At 68.4% G+C, this 20,886-nt stretch carries 19 protein-coding genes; 7 read left to right on the top strand and 12 right to left on the bottom strand.

Features of this window, described 5'->3' with window-relative positions:
- Positions 1-110: 110 nt before the first annotated feature.
- A complete protein-coding gene (locus LA521A_RS13375) occupies positions 111-2,678 on the top strand; it encodes a Cache 3/Cache 2 fusion domain-containing protein (RefSeq protein WP_281779371.1) in 2,568 nt (855 codons plus the stop codon).
- A gap of 1,178 nt (positions 2,679-3,856) precedes the next feature.
- Here LA521A_RS13375 and LA521A_RS13370 read toward each other — a convergent pair.
- Positions 3,857-4,675 (bottom strand): inositol monophosphatase family protein, encoded by an 819-nt coding sequence (locus LA521A_RS13370; protein WP_281779370.1) that lies wholly within the window; start codon positions 4,673-4,675, stop codon positions 3,857-3,859.
- A gap of 103 nt (positions 4,676-4,778) precedes the next feature.
- On the opposite strand from LA521A_RS13370, the gene LA521A_RS13365 reads away from it, so the two are divergent.
- The 3 genes from LA521A_RS13365 to LA521A_RS13355 all read left to right on the top strand — a co-directional run bounded on the left by LA521A_RS13365 (position 4,779) and on the right by LA521A_RS13355 (position 8,726).
- Positions 4,779-5,588: an RNA methyltransferase gene (locus LA521A_RS13365; protein WP_425494519.1), complete on the top strand. Its 810-nt coding sequence runs from the start codon at positions 4,779-4,781 to the stop codon at positions 5,586-5,588.
- Between the two features lie 88 nt (positions 5,589-5,676).
- A complete protein-coding gene (locus tag LA521A_RS13360) occupies positions 5,677-6,603 on the top strand; it encodes a phosphate/phosphite/phosphonate ABC transporter substrate-binding protein (RefSeq protein ID WP_425494601.1) in 927 nt (308 codons plus the stop codon).
- Complete coding sequence (locus LA521A_RS13355) at positions 6,600-8,726, top strand: putative bifunctional diguanylate cyclase/phosphodiesterase (RefSeq protein ID WP_281779368.1); 2,127 nt, start codon at positions 6,600-6,602, stop codon at positions 8,724-8,726. The genes LA521A_RS13360 and LA521A_RS13355 overlap by 4 nt, the downstream gene beginning before the upstream one ends.
- 202 nt (positions 8,727-8,928) lie before the next feature.
- On the opposite strand, the gene LA521A_RS13350 is transcribed toward LA521A_RS13355, so the two are convergent.
- The 3 genes from LA521A_RS13350 to LA521A_RS13340 form a co-directional block, all read right to left on the bottom strand.
- Positions 8,929-9,225, bottom strand: coding sequence for a TFIIB-type zinc ribbon-containing protein (locus LA521A_RS13350; protein WP_281779367.1), 297 nt, complete (start codon positions 9,223-9,225; stop codon positions 8,929-8,931).
- Between the two features lie 54 nt (positions 9,226-9,279).
- On the bottom strand, positions 9,280-10,545 hold the full coding sequence (locus tag LA521A_RS13345) for a polyhydroxyalkanoate depolymerase (RefSeq protein WP_281779366.1): 1,266 nt from the start codon (positions 10,543-10,545) through the stop codon (positions 9,280-9,282).
- Between the two features lie 96 nt (positions 10,546-10,641).
- Positions 10,642-11,250: a class I SAM-dependent DNA methyltransferase gene (locus LA521A_RS13340; protein WP_281779365.1), complete on the bottom strand. Its 609-nt coding sequence runs from the start codon at positions 11,248-11,250 to the stop codon at positions 10,642-10,644.
- A 187-nt stretch (positions 11,251-11,437) separates the two neighbouring features.
- Here LA521A_RS13340 and LA521A_RS13335 point away from each other — a divergent pair, with 187 nt between their 5' ends.
- Positions 11,438-11,887 carry a CopD family protein gene (locus LA521A_RS13335; protein ID WP_281779364.1) on the top strand — a complete coding sequence of 150 codons (450 nt, stop codon included), beginning with the start codon at positions 11,438-11,440 and terminating at the stop codon, positions 11,885-11,887.
- Positions 11,888-11,968: 81 nt separating this feature from the next.
- A complete protein-coding gene (locus LA521A_RS13330) occupies positions 11,969-13,114 on the top strand; it encodes a hypothetical protein (RefSeq protein ID WP_281779363.1) in 1,146 nt (381 codons plus the stop codon).
- A 9-nt stretch (positions 13,115-13,123) separates the two neighbouring features.
- Here LA521A_RS13330 and LA521A_RS13325 read toward each other — a convergent pair whose 3' ends face one another.
- From LA521A_RS13325 to LA521A_RS13315, 3 genes are read right to left on the bottom strand one after another with little or no spacing between them, the layout of a single operon-like run.
- Positions 13,124-13,342 (bottom strand): RNA-binding S4 domain-containing protein, encoded by a 219-nt coding sequence (locus LA521A_RS13325; protein WP_281779362.1) that lies wholly within the window; start codon positions 13,340-13,342, stop codon positions 13,124-13,126.
- Positions 13,343-13,381: 39 nt separating this feature from the next.
- Positions 13,382-13,651, bottom strand: coding sequence for a GIY-YIG nuclease family protein (locus LA521A_RS13320; protein WP_281779361.1), 270 nt, complete (start codon positions 13,649-13,651; stop codon positions 13,382-13,384).
- Complete coding sequence (locus tag LA521A_RS13315; protein ID WP_281779360.1) at positions 13,648-14,241, bottom strand: hypothetical protein; 594 nt, start codon at positions 14,239-14,241, stop codon at positions 13,648-13,650. Before LA521A_RS13315 ends, LA521A_RS13320 begins: the two co-directional genes overlap by 4 nt.
- Positions 14,242-14,331: 90 nt before the next feature.
- Here LA521A_RS13315 and dbpA point away from each other — a divergent pair, with 90 nt between their 5' ends.
- Positions 14,332-15,747 (top strand): ATP-dependent RNA helicase DbpA, encoded by a 1,416-nt coding sequence (gene dbpA, locus LA521A_RS13310; RefSeq protein ID WP_281779359.1) that lies wholly within the window; start codon positions 14,332-14,334, stop codon positions 15,745-15,747.
- Between the two features lie 808 nt (positions 15,748-16,555).
- Here dbpA and LA521A_RS13305 read toward each other — a convergent pair.
- The 5 genes from LA521A_RS13305 to LA521A_RS13285 form a co-directional block, all read right to left on the bottom strand.
- Entirely contained in the window at positions 16,556-16,900 is a 345-nt protein-coding gene (locus LA521A_RS13305) for a hypothetical protein (protein ID WP_281779358.1), read from the bottom strand.
- Between the two features lie 106 nt (positions 16,901-17,006).
- A complete protein-coding gene (locus LA521A_RS13300; protein WP_281779357.1) occupies positions 17,007-17,402 on the bottom strand; it encodes a DoxX family protein in 396 nt (131 codons plus the stop codon).
- Positions 17,403-17,523: 121 nt separating this feature from the next.
- Positions 17,524-18,339: a general secretion pathway protein GspB gene (locus LA521A_RS13295; protein ID WP_281779356.1), complete on the bottom strand. Its 816-nt coding sequence runs from the start codon at positions 18,337-18,339 to the stop codon at positions 17,524-17,526.
- A gap of 4 nt (positions 18,340-18,343) precedes the next feature.
- Complete coding sequence (locus tag LA521A_RS13290; protein ID WP_281779355.1) at positions 18,344-19,660, bottom strand: ExeA family protein; 1,317 nt, start codon at positions 19,658-19,660, stop codon at positions 18,344-18,346.
- Between the two features lie 70 nt (positions 19,661-19,730).
- Positions 19,731-20,660 carry a DMT family transporter gene (locus LA521A_RS13285; protein WP_281779354.1) on the bottom strand — a complete coding sequence of 310 codons (930 nt, stop codon included), beginning with the start codon at positions 20,658-20,660 and terminating at the stop codon, positions 19,731-19,733.
- Positions 20,661-20,886: the final 226 nt, after the last annotated feature.

Genomic DNA, 20,886 nt, shown 5'->3' with positions numbered 1-20,886 from the left:
GACCGATCCGGCGCTCGTCGATGGCGGGATCGGTCAAAGCGGCGGAAATTGAGACTCAAGTCACATCCCGCGCCGCCGTTATCGAGGCGATTCCACACCGAACCGCTCCGATGACCCTGTCCGACGCACGCCGCGCCGCACCTGCCCTCTCGTCCCGAAGACCCGCCCGCGGCAGCCACTGGCTGCGCGGCTCGCTGGACCGGCAGATCGGCCTGCCGCTGGTCGCCACGATGGTGCTCATGATGGCCGGCCTCACCATCATGGTGAGCCACTACGCCGCCCAGGCCGTCGAGACGCGCGCGCGCGAGGACCTGCGCTCGGCCACGTCGATCCTGCGCGACAACATCGCCACCTACGAGCAGAGCCTGACCGACGCGACCGAAACCCTCGGCGGCGCGCTGCAGGCCGCGCTGCTCGGCGGCACGGTCGAACTCGCCACCGCCGACGACGGCGCGCCCGTGCTTTCGCTGCAGGGCCAGAAAGTCGACGAGACCTACGCCCCCGTCGACCGCTTCACCCAGGACACCGGTGCGGTGGTGACGATCTTCGCGCGCAGCGGCGACGACTACGTCCGCGTCTCGACCTCCGTGCGCAACGAGAAGGGCGAGCGCGTGATCGGCACGAAGCTCGCGCACGACTCGCCGGCCTACGCGCCCATCGCGAAGAACCAGGCCTACACCGGCAAGACGCGACTGTTCGGCCGCGACTACATGGTCCATTACCGCCCGCTGCTGGATGGCGCCGGCACGACCGTCGGCGTGCTGTTCGTCGGCAAGGAATACGGCGCCGAACTCGCCGCATTGAAGGAGCGCACGCGCGCCATGCGCATCGGCGAGCACGGGCATTTCCTCGTGGTCGAATCCTCGAAGGACGGCGAAACGCTGGCGATCCATCCCACCGCCGAAGGCGCCGCGCTGGCGGACCTCGTCGATGCCGAAGGATTGGCGTCGCTGCGCCAGACCATCGCCGCCGGCGGCGGCACCGCGTACCTCGGCCTGGCCGCACGCCCGAAGGCCGCCGCCGAACCCACGCTGGCCGCGGTCGAAACCTTCCCCGACTGGAACTGGGCCGTCATCGCCGCCGAGCCGGTATCGCAGATCACCGCGTCCACGCGCGCGCTGGTGGCGATGATCGCAGCGGCCGCGCTGGTCACGCTGCTGGTGATCCTCGGCGTGTCGTGGTGGTGCGTGCGCCGCATCGTGACCCAGCCGCTGGAGCAGGTCGCGCGCCTCGCCGACGACGTCGCGCAGGGCCGTTTCGACGGCGCGATGCCGCCGCGGCGCGAGGACGAACTCGGGCGCCTGCAGCAGTCGATGGGCCGCATGCGCGAGCAGGTGCAGTCGGTCATCGGCGCGCAGCGCGAGATGTCGCAGCGCCACGACGTGGGCGAGATCAGCTTCCGCATGGACGCCGACGCGTTCCCCGGCCAGTACGGCGACATGGTGCGCGACACCAACGCGCTGGTCGCCGCGCACATCGCGGTGAAGATGCAGCTGATCGAGGTGATGCAGCGTTACGCGGTGGGCGACCTGTCCGTCGACATGGCGCGCCTGCCCGGCGAGAAGGCCGTGCTCACGCAGACGATGGATACGGTCAAGGCCAACCTGTCGGCGATCAACCAGGAGATCAAGCGCCTCGCCGGCGCCGCCGCTGCCGGCGAATTCGGCGTGCGTGGCGATGCCGCACGCTTCGAGCACGACTTCCGCGCGATGGTCGACGGCCTCAACGCGATGATGTCGGTGAGCGATGCGAACCTCGACCAGGTCTCGCGCCTGCTGCGTGCGATCGCGCGGGGCGACCTCACCGAACGCATGCACGGCGCGTTCCACGGCGTGTTCGCCCGCATGCGCGACGACGCCGACGCGACCGTCGCGCAGCTGACGGGCATCGTCGGCCGCATCCAGCACGCCTCCGATGCGATCGACGGCGCGGCGGCGGAAATCGCGGCCGGTAACGCCGACCTGTCGCGCCGCACCGAACAGCAGGCGGCAAGCCTGGAGGAAACCGCGGCGTCGATGGAGGAACTGACTTCGACCGTGCGCCAGAACGCCGAATCGGCGCGTCAGGCGAACCAGCTCGCCATCGACGCGGCCAACGTCGCCTCGCAGGGCAGCGCGGTGGTGGGGCAGGCGGTGGAGACGATGCGCGAGATCGAAACTTCCTCGCACCGCATCGCCGAGATCATCGGCACCATCGACGGCATCGCGTTCCAGACCAACATCCTCGCGCTGAACGCGGCGGTGGAAGCCGCGCGCGCCGGCGAAAGCGGGCGCGGTTTCGCGGTGGTCGCCTCGGAAGTGCGCGCGCTGGCGCAGCGTTCGGCCAATGCCGCGAAGGAGATCAAGTCGCTCATCGACGACTCGGTGGCAAAGGTCAACGACGGCTCGGCGCTGGTGAATCGCGCCGGCACGACGATGAACGACATCACCGCGTCCGTGCGCCGCGTCACCGACATCATGGCCGACATCTCCACCGCGTCGCAGGAACAGAGCGCGGGCATCGAGCTGGTCAGCAGCGCCATCGCCAGCATGGAAGAGGGCACGCAGCAGAACGCAGCGCTGGTCGAGGAAGCGTCCGCGTCGGCGCACAGCATGGAAGAGCAGGCCAGGGCGCTTGCCGGCGCGGTACGCCAGTTCGTCCTGGCGGACACGCAGGTCGTCACGCGCGCGGCCGCCTGATGGTCGCGAACGGACAGCACGGAGCCTTCGGGCACGCATCGCTCGAGCGCGCCTTCGTTGGGGAGCGAAGGCGCGCTCGCGGTGCGGGTTTCGCGTGTTCTCCCGGCCCGGACGGGTGAAGCCGCGCCGGATTCACAGGCGGCCGGCCATCGAGCCGGTGCTGCAGCGCCCGCGCGAGCCGCAGGTGTTGCTGCCGATGGGAGAGTGGTTCGGCGGCCATTCCTGACGCGCGCGGGGCGTTGGTGGCGTGACGCATAGGCGCCTTCGGCAGCGTCGTGGTGCATCGTCACCCCGGTGAAAGCCGGGACCCACGCCCGTAACGCTGGGCACTCCCATAGCGGCAAACCACCCGTCATCGTCATCCCGGCGAAGGCCGGGACCCAGGCCCATACCGCTTGGGCCCTCGCATAGCGGCGAACCCCATCACCGTCATTCCAGCGAAAGCTGGAACCCATTTTGCTGTTGCGGTTGCGGTTTTGTAGCCCGGGTAAGCGAAGCGCACCCGGGACGCGACCACTTCTCCAACCCGGGTGCGCTTCGCTTACCCGGGCTACAAGAGCTGCGATTGCGTTTGCCTTGGCCCTTGCCGCTTCGCTCCCGCTCTTGATCGTCATCCCCGCGAAGGCGGGGATCCAGGGACTTTCCACGCTGTCCCATGTGCCCCGGAAGAAGAATCACAAGCCAAGCTTCGAACGCCTGGCGGCGCCCGGGTCACTTTTCTTTGCTTGCCCAAAGAAAAGTAACCAAAAGAAAGGGCCGTTCCCCGACAAATCAATCCCACGACCGGACGGAGCAAGGGCGCGTTCGCGATTCGCCATCCATGGCTCAGCCCTCACCGCCGCACATCCATGTGCGGCGCCCGTTGGGGCTAGCAGCAAATGCGCTGTTCAACAGCAACAGCAACGGCAACAGCAACGGCAACAGCAACGGCAACAGCAACGGCAACAGCAAAAGAGAACCGCCACGCGTTTGTAGCCCGGGTAAGCGAAGCGCACCCGGGACGCGACCACATCTCCACCCCGGGTGCGCTTCGCTTACCCGGGCTACAAGAGCTGCGATTGCGGTTGCCCTGGCCCTCGTCCATCGAGGGCCAGACGCCACCACCCTGCACCTGCGCAAACACAAAAAAGCCGCGCAACGCGCGGCTCTTGCGTAGTCAATCCCGCACCGCGAGGCGATCAGTCGAACGCCGCCGCATACCCGGTGTTGACGATCTTCTGCTGCAGCAGGTCGGCGACCTTCAGGTTGCCCGCGACGAGCTGGCGCGTGGCGAGGCCCCGGTTGTCCATCGGGCCGGTCGTGCGGCCGCGGAAGTCGCTGACCTTGCCGCCGGCCTCGCGCACCAGCAGCACGCCGGCGGCGATGTCCCACGGCTTCACGCCCGCTTCGAAGTACGCATCGGCGCGGCCGCAGGCGACGTATGCCAGGTCCAGCGCGGCCGAACCGGTGCGGCGGATGTCCTCGGCTTCCAGCAGCAGGTTGTCGATGGTCTTGAGCTGCGCGGAGACGCGCTCGCGCTCGCGCGGCGGGAAGCCGGTCAGGACCATCGCGCCGTTCAGGTCCTTGCGCTCGGTCACGCGGATGCGGCGCTCGTTGAGCGTCGCGCCGCTGCCGCGGCTGGCGGTGAACAGGTCGTTGCGCAGCGGATCGAAGATCACCGCGTGGATCGGCTCGCCGTTTTCCACCAGCGCGATGGACACGCAGAAATGCGGGATGCCGTGCAGGTAGTTGCTGGTGCCGTCCAGCGGGTCGATCACCCAGGTGAAACGGTTGTGGCCGATCGAGCCGGTTTCCTCGCCCAGGATCGCGTAGTCCGGCGTGGAGCGGCGGAATTCCTTGATGATTTCCTTTTCCGCCAGGCCGTCGACTTCGCTGGCGTAGTCCATCCGGTCCTTTTCGACCACGTTCAGCGCGTCGAGCTTGTTCATGTGGCGCAGCAGGACGTTGCCGGCGGAGCGGGCGGCCTTGACCATGAGGGTGACGGCGGGTTTCTGCATGGGGACGGCGCCTCGTTCGGGGGACGGGGAGAGGATGGACTGGCGGGGGTGAAAGAGCGGCACCGGCGCTGCGGCCGGGGCGCGGAGTTTACCATTGCGCGCCATGAGTTCCGAATCGAAATCCGTGAATCCTTCCCATCCCGCCGCGCAGCGCCTGCGCATCGTCCTCGTCGGCACCCAGCATCCCGGGAACATGGGCTCGGCCGCCCGCGCCATGAAGACCATGGGGCTGGCCCGCCTGGTCCTGGTCGCCCCGGAAAAGCGCCCCAACGAGGAGTCCTACGCCTTGGCGGCCGGCGCCGACGACGTCCTGGGCGACGCCGTGATCTGCCAGACGCTGGCCGAGGCCGTGGCAGATTGCCGCATGGTCCTGGGCTGCACGGCGCGCAGCCGCCGCGTCCAGCTGGAGGAGCTGATGCCCCGCGAGGCCGCCGCGCGCGCCGTGGCGCAGGCCGGCGCCGGGGCCGAGGTCGCGCTGGTGTTCGGCCGCGAACGCACGGGCCTCACGAACGACGAGCTGCAGCTGTGCCACGCATCGGTGCATATCCCGGCCAATCCGGACTACAGTTCGCTGAACCTTGCCGCCGCCGTCCAGGTGCTCAGCTACGAGCTGCGCCTGGCGCTGCTGGACGCCGCCTCCGGCGAGGGCAACGCCGACGCCGATGCCGCCGCGGCCCAGGAAGACCCCCGCGAGCTCCCGGCGTCGCACGCCGAACTGGAAGGCTTCTTCGCGCAGCTGGCCGACACGCTGGACGCCATCGACTTCCACAAGGGGCGCGCGCCCGAATCGGCCATGCGCAAGCTGCGCCGGCTGTACCTGCGCGCCGGCCTGGACGTGCGCGAGGTGCGTATCCTGCGCGGCATCCTCGCCGACGCCCAGCGCATGGCGATGCTCGCAGGATCAAAACGCTGATCTGCGAAACGCCGGGCGGTTTGCCGTTTCGGGCCGGACGCCTTTCGATTACGCTGCCGGACGGCATCCCGATGGGTCGTCGTTCTTGATCGCCAGCCTGCGTCGTACCGCCCTGCTGACCCTGTGCTCGCTGGCCTTGGCCGCCGCTCCGTTGCTGGCGGTGGCGGGTAACGACTCGGGCGTGCTCGTGCTCGGGCGCATCAGCGACAACCCCAAGAAACACTACGAGCAACTCAAGCCGCTGCTCGATTACGTCATCCCGCGCCTGGCCGACGTCGGCATCCACGAAGGCCGCATCCTGATGGCCAAGGACACGCAGCAGATGGCGAGCTACCTTCGCCGCGGCCGCGTCGACTGGGTCACCGAAACCACCGGCACCGCGATGCTGCTGCGCGAACGCGCGCGGGCGACAACGCTGCTCCTCACCGAACGCGATGGCGTGAGCCATTACCACAGCATCTTCTTCGCGCGGCGCGACAGCGGGCTCACGTCGCTGGACGACCTGCGCGGCCACAGCATCGCCTTCCAGCGTCCCAATTCGACCAGCGCGTACTTCGTGCCGGCGGCCGAACTGCTGCGCCGCGGGTTCTCGCTGGAAATCCTCCTCTCGCCGGAAGACCGCATCGAGCGCGACGAGGTCGGCTACCTGTTCGCCTGGTCGGAACTCAACATCTCGACCTGGGTGCACAAGGGCCTGGCCGACGTCGGGGTGATGAGCAACCTCGACTGGACCAACCCGCATCGCATGCCGCCGTCGTTCCGCAACGACCTGACGGTGATCGGCGAAACCAACGACTACCCGCGCGCGGTGGAAATGGTCCGCGCCGGCCTGGATCCGCGCGTCGAGGCGCGACTGCGCGAGGTGCTGATCGACGCCGCCGGCGACCCGGAAGCCGGCGATGCGCTGCTGCGCTTCTTCAACACCACGCGCTTCATGCCGGTGGATCCGGAATCGCAGGAGGCGCTCGACCGCATCTCCGAGGGCGTGGCCCGCGTGCGCGCGGAGGTCGAATGAAGCTGCGCATGGGGTTGCAGGCGCGCTTCCTCGTCCTGATGGGCGTGGCGATGCTGGTGGTGCTCGCGCTGGTCGCGCTGTTGCTCAACCGGCAGGAACAGATGCGCCGCGAGGTCGAGGGCGTCAGCCGCCAGGCCATGCGCACGATGATCGGGCAGAGCCTGCGCCGTCAGGGCGAAGTCGCGGTGACGCAGCTCGCCGCCGGGCTGACCAACCCGCTGTATTACTCCGACCTCGATGCGGTCGGTGCGCTCGCGCGCTCCGCGCAGGCCGCGCCGGACGTGCGCTACGTCATCGTCTTCGACGAGGACGGCAAAGTCGTCCACGACGGTAGCGAGGACATCGCGCATTACGGCCGCCACATGGACGATGCGATGGCGAAGGACGTCATCGCTGCGACCGCGCTGCACACGCAGTTCGACGACCGCGTCATGGACGTCTCGATGCCGATCATGATCGGCCAGCAGCGCGTCGGCGGCGTGCGCATCGGCTACGACATGCAGGCGATGCGGCGGCTGCAGGAGCAATCCGTCGACAAGCTGCGTTCGCGGCTGGACACGCTCGGCCAGCGCCACGTGATCTGGATCGGGCTGCTCGGCGCGGGCCTGCTGGTATTCGGCGCGCTGTCGCTGTGGTTGATCCAGCGACTGCTGGTGCGGCCGATCCGCCGTCTCGCCGAATCCGCGCAGGAAATCGAGGCCGGCCATTTCGACACCACGACTACGGCCGATGGGCGCAACGACGAAGTCGGCGACCTGATGCGCGCCTTCGATCGCATGAGCCGCAGCCTCGCGCGGCACGATCGCGAAATCCGCCGCATGGCCTACACCGACGCGCTGACCGGGCTCGCCAACCGGCTGGCGTTCCGCGAATCGCTCGACGAACGCCTGGCCCAGAGCGACACACGTCAGCTCGCGCTGCTGTTCGCCGACATCGACGATTTCAAGCGCGTCAACGACACGCTCGGCCATGACGCCGGCGACGACGTGCTGCTGGAATGCGCGCACCGCATCGAAAGCGCGGTCGCGCGCGTGGGCGGCGAGGACGCGCTGCTGGCGCGCTTCGGCGGCGATGAGTTCGTGATCCTCGTGCAGGGCACCGACGATCCGCACGACGACGTGCGCACGCTCGCCACCAAGCTCGCCGAAGCGCTCGTGGTAGATCTGGGCGCACCGGTGGAAGTGCAGGGACGTCAGGTGTTCCTCGGCACGTCGATCGGCATCACGCTGTTCCCCGAGGACGCCGCCAGCGGCACCACGCTGATGAAGAACGGCGACATCGCGATGTACCAGGCGAAGGTCGCCGGCAAGAACTGCTTCCGCTTCTACAGCCGCGCGATGAACCAGGCGGTGGAACGCCGCGTGCACCTGGAGCAGGAGCTGCGCGGCGCATGGGATCGCGGCGAACTGAGCCTGGTGTACCAGCCGGTGTTCCGCCTCGTCGACGGCGCGATGATCGGCGCCGAGGCGCTGCTGCGCTGGCGTCATCCGGAGCTGGGCTTCGTCGCGCCGTCGGTGTTCATCGACGTCGCCGAACAGAGCGGCCTGATCGAAGTGCTCGGCCCGCAGGTACTGCACGCGGCGTGTTCGGATGCGGTGGCGTGGCAGAAGGTGCGCAAGGATCCGGAGCCGCTGTTCGTCGCGGTGAACGTCTCGCCGCGCCAGCTGCGCAACGGCGACCTGCCGAACGTGGTGTCCGCGTGTTTGCGCGACACCGGGCTCGCCGCCGACCTGCTGCACCTGGAGCTCACCGAGACGGCGGTGATCGGCGACGAACTTCACGCCAGTGCGCTGCTGTCGGAACTGCGCGGCATGGGCGTGCGCGTGTGGCTGGACGATTTCGGCACGGGTTTCTCGGGCCTGAGCCACCTGCGCCGCGTGCCGGTGGACGGCGTGAAGATCGACCGCAGCTTCGTCGCCGACGTGCTGCGCGACCCGGACGACCTGGCGCTGACGACGGCGATCATCGCGATGGCGCATTCGCTCGGCATCCTCGTCGTCGCCGAAGGCGTGGAAAAGGAAGGGCAGTACGCGATCCTGCGCGAGCGCGGATGCGATTTCGCGCAAGGCTATTGGCTGGGGCATCCGGTGACGGTGGACGAGTTTTTGCAGCTGCGCAGGTGATGGCGCGCGCTGCGCTTGATCGTCATCCCCGCGACGACGGGAATTCATGGGCGTTCGGGGCTCGCTGCTTTTGTAGCCCGGGTAAGCGAAGCGCACCCGGGGCGCGACCACTTCTCCGAACCCGGGTGCGCTTCGCTTACCCGGGCTATAACGACAGGTGCGCGGCTACGACACGCGCATTCGAAATACCGCCCACGACCAATCAGAAATCAAACAACTCGCCCAGAAGATTCTTCTTCTTGCGGTACTTGTAGTCCGACTTGTACTCGCCCTTGTAGCGATCGTCGCGATCGTGGCCGCGCGGGTCGTGCGCCGAAGGCGGAGGCGGCGGAGCCGCGCGCGTGGGTTGCGGAGCGACATCCGCCGAAGCCCGCTCGATCAGCTTGTCGAGTTCACCGCGATCCAGCCAGACGCCGCGGCATTGCGGGCAGTAGTCGATTTCGATGCCCTGGCGATCGGTCATCGCCAGTTTCACGTCACGGCAGACGGGACAATCCATGCGGGGTTCCTCGCGTCGGGGGAACCCCTGTTTTCAGGGCGTGGAGCGGATGAGTCAAGTCGCTTCCGGAACGGGCCGTTCAGCATGGCGCGCAATGAAATCGCGCACCTGCGGATACACCTGCGTGCGCCAGCGGCGGCCGCTGAAGATGCCGTAATGGCCGGCGCCCTCGACGGTGAGGTGTTCGCGGTCGTCCTCGGCGATGCCCGTGCACAGCGTGTGCGCCGCGCGCGTCTGGCCCTGGCCGGAGATGTCGTCCAGCTCGCCTTCGATGGTGAGCAGCGCGGTGGTCCGGATCTTCGACGGATCCACCCGTTCGCCGCGCACGTCCCACTCGCCGCGCGGCAGCAGGTGGTCCTGGAACACGATGCGCACCGTCTGCAGGTAGTACTCGGCGGGCATGTCGAGCACCGCGTTGTACTCGTCGTAGAAACGGCGATGCGCGGCGGCATCGTCGAGGTCGCCCTTCACCAGGTGCATGTAGAAGTCCCAGTGCGACTGGAAATGCCGCTCGGGATTCATCGCGACGAATCCACCGTGCTGCAGGAAACCCGGGTACACGCGGCGCCCGTGGCCGGGGTAGTTCGCCGGCACGTGCTGGATCAGGTTGTCCTCGAACCACGACAGCGGCTCGTGCGTGGCCAGGTCGTTGACCTTCGTCGGGTTCTGGCGGGTGTCGATCGGGCCGCCCATCATCACCATCGAACGCGGCGTGGTTTCGCCACGCGCGGCCATCAGCGAGATCGCCGCCAGCACCGGCACCGTCGGCTGGCAGACGCTGACCACGTGCAGCGTGTCGGCGCCGATCTGGCGGATGAAGTCCTGCACGTACCCGATGTAATCGTCGAGCGAGAATTCGCCGTCTGCCAGCGGCACCATGCGCGCGTCGACCCAGTCGGTGATGTAGACCTTGTGGTCGCGCAGCAGCGTGCGCACGGTGTCGCGCAGCAGCGTCGCGTGGTGCCCCGACAACGGCGCGACGACGAGCACCGGCGGCTGTTCCTTGAGGTCGCGCAGGTTGCCGGCATCGTCGGCATAACGCTTGAAGCGCAGCAGGCGACAGAACGGCTTGCGCGCCATCTCGCGCTCGATCACCGGGTACACGGTGCCGTCGATGTCGATGGAGTGGATGCCGAACTCCGGCTTCTCGTAATCCTTGCCGATGCGGTACATCAGCTCGCAGCCGGCCGCGGTCTGCGCGGCGCCCGGCAGCGATGCCAGCCAGCCGCCCTGCTGTCCGAACATCTTGGCGCAGGCTTCGGCCCAGTACGTCATCGGGGCCATCCACGCGCGGCCCAGCTCGTGCATCTGATAGAGCATCGGTTCGAATCCGGTGGCGGGCCCGGGGCGGGCCGCATGCTGCGTCGCAGCATACTGGAACCGCCCGCGCGCCACGTTAATGCGGGGCGGGGTGGTTCAGGCGGGGCGTTCCAGGGCAACCAGGCGGTCCGAAAGGGCCGGCGAGAGCCATAGATGCGAGCCCAGCGGAACGAAGCCGGCCTTCGCGAATCGCTGCCGGTAGAAGCGCGCGGGCCGCGGATGGAAGCCGACGTCGTCGCCGTCGGTTTCGTCCTCGCCGGTGAAGGTCTCCAGGAACGCGACGCCGCCGCACAGCTCGGCCAGCCCGGGCAGGCCGCGGTCGAGTTCGCGCGTGTCGAGGTAATGCATGACGTCGCTGCAGACCAGCAGGTCGACCGGCGGGCACGGACGCAGCTGCGCGAAGTCGGCGAAGCGCGCGAAGTGCACGTTGCGCCGCGCGCCGAAGCGCTGCACGGCGTACTCGCTGCTGTCGAACCCGAGGTAGGCGGCTTTCGGCCGAAACTTCAACAGCGGTGCGCGCCACGCGCCTTCGCCGCAGCCGATGTCGAGCACGGTACGGATCGGGCGTTCGAGGTGGTATTCGGCCGTGGCCACGGCGAGCGCCACCTTGCGCGTGAGTCGCGCGGCGCTGCCGACGGCATGGTCCTTCTTCGCCGGATCGCGGTACCAGCGTTCGAAGTAGGCCTGGTCGTAGTGTTTGGTCATGGTGAGATTGTACGGGGCGATCACACCGCATCCCTTTGTAGCCCGGGTAAGCGCAGCGCACCCGGGGCCAACGCAGCGGCAATGTCGAACCCGGGTGCGCTGCGCTTACCCGGGCTACAAGAGCGCGGGCTCATTGCACCATGTGCAATCCTATGCGCCGCGCACGCGCTCCCATGCCGAGGACCCCATGGCCTATTTCTGGATCAAGACCGCCCACCTCGTGTTCGTAATGGCCTGGATGGGCGGGGTGTTCTACCTGCCGCGGATCCTGGTGAACATCGCCGAAGCCGGGAACGAGCCCGCCGTGCGCGCGCGACTGGTGCTCATGGGACGGCGCCTGTACCGCTTCGGGCACATGATGTTCGGCCTCGCGTTCGCGTTCGGGCTGGTGCTGTGGCTGGGCTACAAGGTGATCCCGGATTTCCCGACGATGGTCGGCCCCGGCGCGGGCTGGCTGCACGCGAAGCTCGCGCTGGTGGTGCTGATGCTCATCCACTTCACCGTCGCGGGCCGCTGGCTGAAGGGCGTGGATGCCGGACGCACGCTGCCTTCCTCGAAAGCGCTGCGCTGGTTCAACGAACTGCCCGTGCTGCTGCTGGTCGCGATCGTCTTCCTGGTGCTCGCCAAGCCGTTCTGACGAGGCCGGGCGGCTCTCACTCCGCCTCAACCCGCGCCTGCTAAGGTTCGCCGCAATCCACTCACGTAACGTGGAGCGCGAATGGACGAGCGTTATTCGTTGATGCGTGGCGGGCTGCTGTACCGGCTCACGCACGCCGGTGGCGCGGCATGGACCGAGCGCGCCCACGCGCCGTGGATCGCCTTCGCGCTGCTGATGGTCGTGCTGGTGCCGGTCGTCGTGTTCGCCGCGATCGACCGCCGCCTGCTCGGCGGCGTCGGGGTGCCCCTGCTGCACGACTACACCGTGTGGGCGCGGTTCGCCATCGCGATGCCCGCGCTGATCCTCGCCGCGCCGCTCGCCGACGAGCGCATGTGGCGTTCGCTGGGGCATCTGCGCAACCTCGTGCAGGCGGACGATCACGCGAACTTCGAACGCGCGCTCACGAAGCTGCGTCGATGGCGCGATTCGGTCTGGCCGGAACTGATCCTCTTCGCGATCGCCATCGCGGGCATCTTCGCGGCGCCGACGCTTCCGCTGTACGAGCAGGGCGCCACGTGGCGCAACGACGGCACGCAGCTCACGCCGGCGGGGCTGTGGCTGTCGTGGGTCGGCTTCCCGGTGTTCCGGTTCCTGGCGCTGCTGTGGCTGTGGCGCTTCGTGCTGTGGGTATGCCTGCTCGCGCGCTTCTCGCGACTGGACCTCGCGCTGCATGCGGCGCACCCCGACGGCTGCGGCGGCGTCGGCTTCCTCGGCTACGCGCATGCGTCGTTCCTGGTGATGCCCATCGTGACCGGCCTGCTCGTCGCCGGCAGCTGCGCGGTGGAAGTCGAACACCTCGGCGTGCGGCTCGACAGCCTTCGTCTGGTGCTGGGCGGCTACGCGGTGCTCGTGCTCGCGGTCATGCTCGCGCCCTTGCTGCTGCTCACGCCGAAACTCGCCGCGCTCAAGCGCAACAGCCTGCTCGCGTACGGCGCGCTCGGCACCGATGCATCGGAGGAGTTCGAGAGCCGCTGGCTCGGCCGTTCCCGGCGCGATGCCGCGCCCATCCTCGACGGTGGCGATCCGTCCGCGCTGGCCGATCTCACCGCCGTCTACGCGACGGCCAGCCGCATGGGCACCGTGCCGGTGCAGCGCTGGATCCTGCTGCAGTTCATCGGCGCGACCGTGCTCCCGCTGTTGCCGTTGCTGCTGCTGGTCATGCCGCTGGACCAGCTGGTGCAGAAGCTGTTTTCGATGCTCGTGTGAGGCGCGGCCTCAGACGGCGCGTACGCGGATCTCGACGTCGTCCAGGACCACCACCTGGCCCGCGCGGATCTTGCAGGTCTTGCGCAGCTCGACTTCACCGTCGACCGTCACCGCGCCGCTGGCGACGATCGCCTTGCCGGCGCCGCCGCTGTCGCACAGGCCGACCAGCTTGAGCAGCTGGTTCAGTTCGACGTGGTCGCGGTCGAGTTCGAAATCGATGTGCTGCATGTCGGGGCCGGCGGGCGAGGGGGCTGAAGGATACGACGCTCACGTGCCCGCGCACAGCGCACGCTTCTGTTCGGGCCTGAGCTGCTTGATCGCGTGTTCGGCGCGGCTGGCCGAGGCACGGTCCGGATGCGGGAACTGCCCCAGCAACCGCACCGGCGGTCGCGAGCGCGTGTAGCGCGCGCCTTTTCCGGCCACGTGCTGCGCGTAGCGGCGCGCGACGTCGGTGGTGATGCCCGTGTACAGGCTGCCGTCGCGGCATTCCAGCAGGTAGACGAACCAGGGCGCGGCGATGTCGGCGGCGGAGGTCATGGCAGGTAATCGTACAGCCGGTAGATCCACGACAGCTCGTAGACGATCGCGAACGCCACGAACGCCCGGTGGAAGCGCTCGCTCGACACCTTCATCGCGACCAGGCACAGCACCACGAGCAGCCCGTTGCGGATCGGGTACTCGATGCCGAAGTGCTCGTAATAGGGCTTGCCCTTGATCAGCGTGTCGACGAAGTCGATCACGTACAGCGACGCCATGATCCCGAAGAACCAGCTTCGCCGTGACTGGAAGTAATCGCGCCAGCCGCTGTAATCGGCCAGATCGTCTGGAAACAGCAGCGTGCACAGCAGGAACAGCACGACCACGTAGAGCACGAGGAACGCGTAGGAGGTGAACGTCCACGGGTGCACGCGCAGCAGGCCGAATTCCCACCACCAGAAGTGCACCAGCAGGATGAACATCGACAGCGCCCAGCCCAGGTGCACGCCGTAGATGCGCTCGCGCCCCGGATGCTGGACGAACTTCGCCAGGCCCTTCAGCAGCGTGGTGAGCGCCAGGCCCAGCACGATGCCGAGCACGATGCGGATGTGCGCGAACTGCGGATCGCTGGCGACGGCGGTCGTGTCCATGGCGCACCCGGGCTGGCGTGAGGCGATGGCGCGAGCATAGACATCGCCGCGGCGTGGCGCATTCACGCCGGCAGCTGCGATCATGGCGGCATGACCGATTCCCCCCGCTCCCCGGCCCCGGCGACCGCCGGTGCCGCCTTCGACCGCCTCCCGCTCACGCCCGCGCTGCTGCAGGGCGTGCAGGCGCTGGGCTACACGCAGATGACTCCGGTGCAGGCGCAGGCGTTGCCGGCGATCCTCGACGGCCGCGACCTCATCGCGCAGGCGCCCACCGGCAGCGGCAAGACCGCTGCGTTCGGCCTCGGCCTGCTGCACCGGCTCGATCCCGCGTCCGGCGCGACGCAGGCGCTGGTGCTGTGCCCGACGCGCGAACTCGCCGACCAGGTGGGCCGCCAGCTGCGCAAGCTCGCCTTCGCGATCCCGAACCTGAAGCTGTCGATCCTGTGCGGCGGCATGCCGCTGCAGCCGCAACTGGATTCGCTGGCGCAGCACGCGCCGCAGATCGTCGTGGGCACGCCGGGCCGCCTGCAGGAACTGCTGCGCAAGCGCGCGCTCGACCTCAAGCAGGTGCGCACGCTGGTGTTCGACGAGGCCGACCGCATGCTCGACATGGGCTTCGAGGAACCGATCCGCGAGATCGTCCGCGCAACGCCGTCGTCGCGGCAGGGCCTGCTGTTCTCGGCGACGTTTCCCGACTCCGTTCGCGAGATCAGCCGCGCGATGCTGCGCGATCCGGCGGAAGTCACCGTCGAAGGCGGCGAAACCCACGCCGCGATCGAACAGCGTTTCTACGAGATCGACCCCGCGCGCAAGACGCAGCTGCTCGCCGCGTTGCTGCTGCAGGAAAAACCCGAATCGTGCGTGGTGTTCTGCAACATGCGCCGCGACGTGGACGAAGTGGCGGGCTCGCTGTCGCACTACGGCTTCACCGCGCTGGCGCTGCATGGCGACATGGAACAGCGCGATCGCGACGAGGTGTTCGTGCGCTTCGCCAACCGCAGTTGCAACGTTCTGGTCGCCAGCGACGTCGCCGCTCGCGGGCTCGACGTGAAGGAACTGGCGATGGTGGTGAACTTCGACGTTCCCAGCGACGCGGACACCTACGTGCACCGCATCGGCCGCACGGGCCGCGCCGGTCGCGACGGCCTCGCGCTGACGCTCGTCGGCCCGCGCGAGCAGGGCCGCGTGTCCGCGATCGAGGAACAGCAGGGCGCGCCGCTGACGTGGTTCAAGGGGACGCCGCTGTCGGGCAAGCCGCCGAGCGTGCCGCCCGCGGCGATGGTGACGCTGCGCATCGATGCCGGCCGTACCGACAAGCTGCGCCCGGGCGACATCCTCGGTGCGCTGACCGGCGACGCGGGACTGAAGGCCGACGCCGTCGGCAAGATCGACGTGTTCCCGACCCGCTCGTACGTGGCGGTGGCGCGCGGGCAGGCGACGCAGGCGTTGTCGCGCTTGCGCGAGGGGAAGATCAAGGGGCGGAAGTTCCGCGTCAATCGGATGTGAGGTGGACGGCCGTCGGCGGCCCCGTCGTTGCCGTCATCCCCGGCGTACCTCACCGTCATTCCAGCGAAAGCTGGAACCCGGGCCGGTGACGTATAGGCACTCCCCGCATCGGGGAAGAACCTCACCGTCATTCCAGCGAAAGCTGGAACCCAGGCCCGCGACGCACGGGCACTCCCGCATCGTGGAAGAACCTCACCGTCATTCCAGCGAAAGCTGGAACCCAGGCCCGCGACGCACGGGCACTCCCGCATCGTGGAAGAACCTCACCGTCATTCCAGCGAAAGCTGGAACCCAGGCCCGCGACGCACGGGCATCCCCCGCACCGGAAGAACCTCACCGTCATTCCAGCGAAAGCTGGAACCCATTTTTGATGTTGTTCTTGTTGCTCTTGTTGCTCTTGTTGCTCTTGTTGTTCTTGCTGCTGCTCTAGTTGTTGCCGTTGGCGTTGTTGCTTCGCTCCCGCTCTTGATCGTCATCCCCGCGAAGGCGGGGATCCAGGGACTTTCCACGCTGTCCCGTGGGCCTTTCAGATTAGAAGAAGAATCACAAGCCAAGCTTCCGATCGCCTGGCGGCGCCCGGGTCACTTTTCTTTGCTTGCCCAAAGAAAAGTAACCAAAAGAAAGGGCAATCCCCCGACAAATCAATCCCACGACCGGACGGAGGAAGGGCGCGTTCGCGATTCGCTAGGCCCGCGCTTGCGGCGCGGGCGTTCGGGCGATGCGCGAACCAGTGGTTCGCAAGCACGCATCGCCCTCACTCCATGGCTCAGCGCTCACCGCCGCACATCCTGTGCGGCGCCCGTTGGGGCTAGTGACCAATCGGCTGTTCGACAACAACAGCAACAGCAACAACAGCAACAGCAACAGCAACAGCAACAGCAACAGCAACGGTAAGCGCCGCGCTTTTGTAGCCCGGGTAAGCGAAGCGCACCCGGGGAGCTGAGGCGCTCACACCTTCGAGTCCGAAGGTGGATGCCTGCTTTCGCTGTTGCTCGTCATCCGCGAAGGCTGGGTCGAAGGACTTCTGTGTTGACGGGAAAGCGTGAAACGTCCCTGGATCCCCGCCTTCGCGGGGATGACGATCAACAGCAACAGCAACCGCAACCGCAACCGCAACAGCAACCGAACCGCATCCACGCAGCCACAGCCACATCCACAGCCACAGCAACGGCCAACGCCACAGTCACTGCAACACGAATCAAATCGCCACGCAGTTCACGCGCACGAAAACACTTGTTCCCGCGCCTCCGCAGCGAAGCTCACCGCTGATTGAACGCCCACCGTCCCGGGCCGAGCAGTGCGACCGCCGCGCCTGCCACCAGGAACATTACCTGCAGTTCGATCGCCCAGCCGCCCTGCTGGTTGAGGTGGCCGATGTCGCCCAGGTGCACCAGGTACAGCGCGAAGAGCATGTTGACGACGATCAGGATGCCGCCGATGCGCGCGAAGAAGCCGGTGATGACCAGCAACGGCGCGATCACCTCGCCGACGATCACGCCATAGGCGAAAACGCCGGGGAAACCCTGCGTTTCCACGAGCTTGACGATGCCGTCCAGGCCACCTTCGAGCTTGCTCAATCCATGCAGGAAAACCAGTACGCCGAGCGCGATGCGGAGAATCAGCTTGCCGATGTCTTGCTGGGTGCTGCTGTTCATGGCGATACCCCCGGTAGTGGAGAGGCGTGCGTAGGACAGGCTTGCGTGAGGCAGGACGTGCGTCGGTCGTGCATGCGTCGAACAAGGCGATCCTCCGCCGACGCCGCGTCGGGCGCAACCGTCAGCGCAGGGGCAGGGCGACGCGGCGGCCGTGCCAGTTGAGCACCACGCCGTCGGCGGCGATTTCCTCCACCACCGCCTCGCCGACGCGGTCGCCCTGGCCGACGCGCGTGCCGTCGATGATCGCGAAACGCTGCGCGGGCGTCGGGCCGAACATGTGCATGCTGATCTTCAGCGCGGGCAGCTGTTCGCGTTCGCCGGGCGAAAGATCGGCCAGGCGCACGGGCGCGCCGCTGGCCGGCGGCGGAAGGGGAAGCGGCGCGACGGGTGCCGGCGTCGCCGCGGGTGAGCGCTGCGCGGGCGTGGTCGCTGCGGCGATCGCCGGCGCATACCGGTCGCCGGTGCGCGCGGGCGCCTCGGTCGTCGGCGGCGGTGCCGTGGGTTCCTGCGCGGTCGGCGGCGGGTACGCGGCGGAAGCGGCGGCGTAGACGTCGTCGGCGACCGGCTGCGTGGGTTCGGGTTCGCTGCCCGCGAGCGGCTTCGTGCGTGGCAACGGGGCGGGCGCGACGGGCGGCGGCGTCGATTCGACGACGGGCGCGGCCGCGCTGTCTACCGGCGCAGGCACGAGCTCGACGCTGTCCTGCGTCGTCGCCACGTTTGCCACGGACGGAGGCACCGGCGCAGGCGTTCGATCCCACACGCCCCAGGCCAGCGCGAGGATCGCGATTACCGCAGCGATTCCCGCGAACCAGAACGGCCAGCGGCGACGCGGCTCGACGCTGCGGGTGGTCGGCGGGAGTTCGGCGCGAAGGTCGGGCATCTCGCCGCGGCGGCGCTGTGCTTCGGACTTGCGGAGGGCGTCGAGGATCAACGACATCGCGTCACTGCGCTCCCGTGTCGGACTGGAGCGTGACGGGTCGCGGCGGCGCGGCGTCCTGTGGCGCCTGGTCCTCGTGTGCCGCCAGCGCCATCAACGTGGCGGGGCCGACGACGCCATCGGCGGCAAGGCCCGCATCGTGCTGGAAACGCCGCACGGCGTCCTGCAGCGGTGCGTCGAACACCGCCGGTGCATCCGTCTGCGGCAGGTACGCCGGCTGCAGGCGTCGCGCGATCCAGTCGACCACGATGCCGCTCGCGCCGGCCTTCAGCGGCGCATCGCGCAACGCGGCGGCGAAGGCTTCGGCATCCAGACGCGATGGTTCGGGTGCCGGGGGCGTGGCCACGGGTTCGACGACGACCGGCTTCGCGACCGGTGCGGGGGCCACTACGGCATTGGCTTCCACCGGCGCGCCGCGCGGCCACCACCACGCCGCCACGCCCATCGACGCGAGCAGCAGGGCCGCCACCGGCAGCGCGATGACCCAGCGCCGCGTGCCGCGCGTTTTGGCGGGAAGCACTTCGGCCGCGGCGCGATCGACCCATCGCGCGTCCAGCAACGGCACGTCGTGCGCGAAGCCGGCGAGCAGCGTGCGTTCGGCGATCACGTTGATCAGGCGCGGCACGCCACCGGAATGCGCATGGATGCGCTTCACCGCCGACGCATCGAACGCAAACCGCGTGCCGCCTGCGACGCGGTAACGGTGGCGCAGGTAGTCGCCGGTTTCCGCGCCATCCAGCGGCGTGAGGTGGAACCGCGCGGTGATGCGCTGAGCGAGCTGGCGCAGGTCCTCGCGCGCGAGCATGCGGCGCAGTTCCGGCTGCGCGAGCAGCACGATCTGCAGCAGCTTCTGCGTCGGCGTTTCCAGGTTGGTGAGCAGGCGCACCTGCTCGAGCGCTTCGACCGACAGGTTCTGCGCCTCGTCGATCACCAGCACCACGCGCAGGCCCTGCGCGTAGGCATCGAGCAGGTACGCGTTGAGTGCGTCGACCAGCGCCTTGGTGCTGCCGCGCCGGCCGTCGAGGTCGATGTGCAGTTCCTCGCACACCGATTCGAGCAGTTCGATCGGCGTCACGCGCGGATTCAGCACGAGTGCGACGCGGGTGTTCTCAGGAACCTGTTCGAGCAGCAGGCGACACAGCGTGGTCTTGCCGGTGCCCACTTCGCCGGTGAGCTGCACGAACCCGCCGCCGCCGCCCTGCGTGATCCCGAACAGCAGGTGCGCCAGCGCGTCGCGGTGGCGTTCGCTGAGGAAGACGAAGCGCGGGTCCGGCGTGATCGAGAACGGCGGCTCGATCAGGCCGTAGTGCTCGAGGTACATGGGCGACGGGCTGACGGCGAGGTTGAGGGCAGGGTAAGCGAGAAACGGGCGGCGCGGAATTCGCCCGCTCCTAGCTCTTCGCCTCGGCCGTGCCCAGCAGTTCCGGATCGACCCGATGCGGACGGCCCAGCAGCGGGTGGATGAACACGGCGGCCAGGATGATGACCACGCCGACGTAGAACAGCGTCGTCAGCTCGCGTTGTTCGCCCAGCAGCAGCGCGGCCAGCACGATGGCGTAGACCGGTTCCAGGTTCACCGCGAGCTGCTGCGCGAAGGCGCTCATGTGGCGCAGCGCCACCAGCGACAGACTGAACGGGAGCAGCGTGCATGCCAGCGCCAGGCCGAGCAGCAGCGCGGCATCGTGCGCGGACGGCGCGACGAGCAGCGGTCCGGCGAAGGCGGGGAACACCAGCGGCATGAGCGGCGCCAGCAGGCTCAGCGTGAGCACACCGGCGCCGAGTTCCAGCGCGGTCACCGTCAGCGGATCGCCGTGCTCGACCATGCGCTTGTTGAGCGAACCGAACACCGCCACCAGCAGCGCCGACACCGCGCCGACCGCGATGCCCGCGCGCATGCCCGCCGGCACGCCGCCGACGACCAGCACCACGCCGGGCAGCACCATCAGCCCCAGCGCGAGTTCGCGTTTGGAGAAGCGCGTGCGCGTCAGCCACGGTTCGATCATCGCCACGAACACCGTGCCCAGCGCCATGCAGGTCGCGCCGACCGAGGCGTTCGACAGCTTGATCGCGCCGTAGAAGGTGAGCCAGTGCAGCGCGACCAGCGAGCCGATGCCGGCGTAGGCGAGCATGGTCCGGCCCGACATCGCCCGCAGTCCGCGCCACACGCGCGGCACCAGCGCGAGCGCCGCGACGACCAGCAACATGCGCCACCACACCAGCGGCAGCGCCGGCAGGGTGATGAGCTTGCCGAGGATCGCCGTGAACCCCCACAGCAGCACGCAGAAATGGATTTGCAGTTGCGCCTTGCGGGTCGGGGTCATGCGGGTGATGCGGGCGGTGACGGGTGCGGAATTGTCGCAGCTTCGACGCTGCGTCATGCCTTCCCGTCGCCGAGCGGCGGTGCGTTGCGGGCCGGCTCGTTCGCCAACGCGGTCCCAACACCGCGATCCCCCAACACCGCCATCGCTCCGCCGCCGTCATCCCTTCACTACCGCCATCCCCACACTGCCGTCATCCATTCACTACCGTCATCCCCTCCTGCCGTCA

The sequence above is a fragment of the Lysobacter auxotrophicus genome (assembly GCF_027924565.1).
GTDB classification, from domain to species: Bacteria; Pseudomonadota; Gammaproteobacteria; order Xanthomonadales; family Xanthomonadaceae; genus Lysobacter_J; species Lysobacter_J auxotrophicus.
Note: the sequence above shows the minus strand (reverse complement) of the source record. Positions and strands in the feature narration are given on the sequence as shown.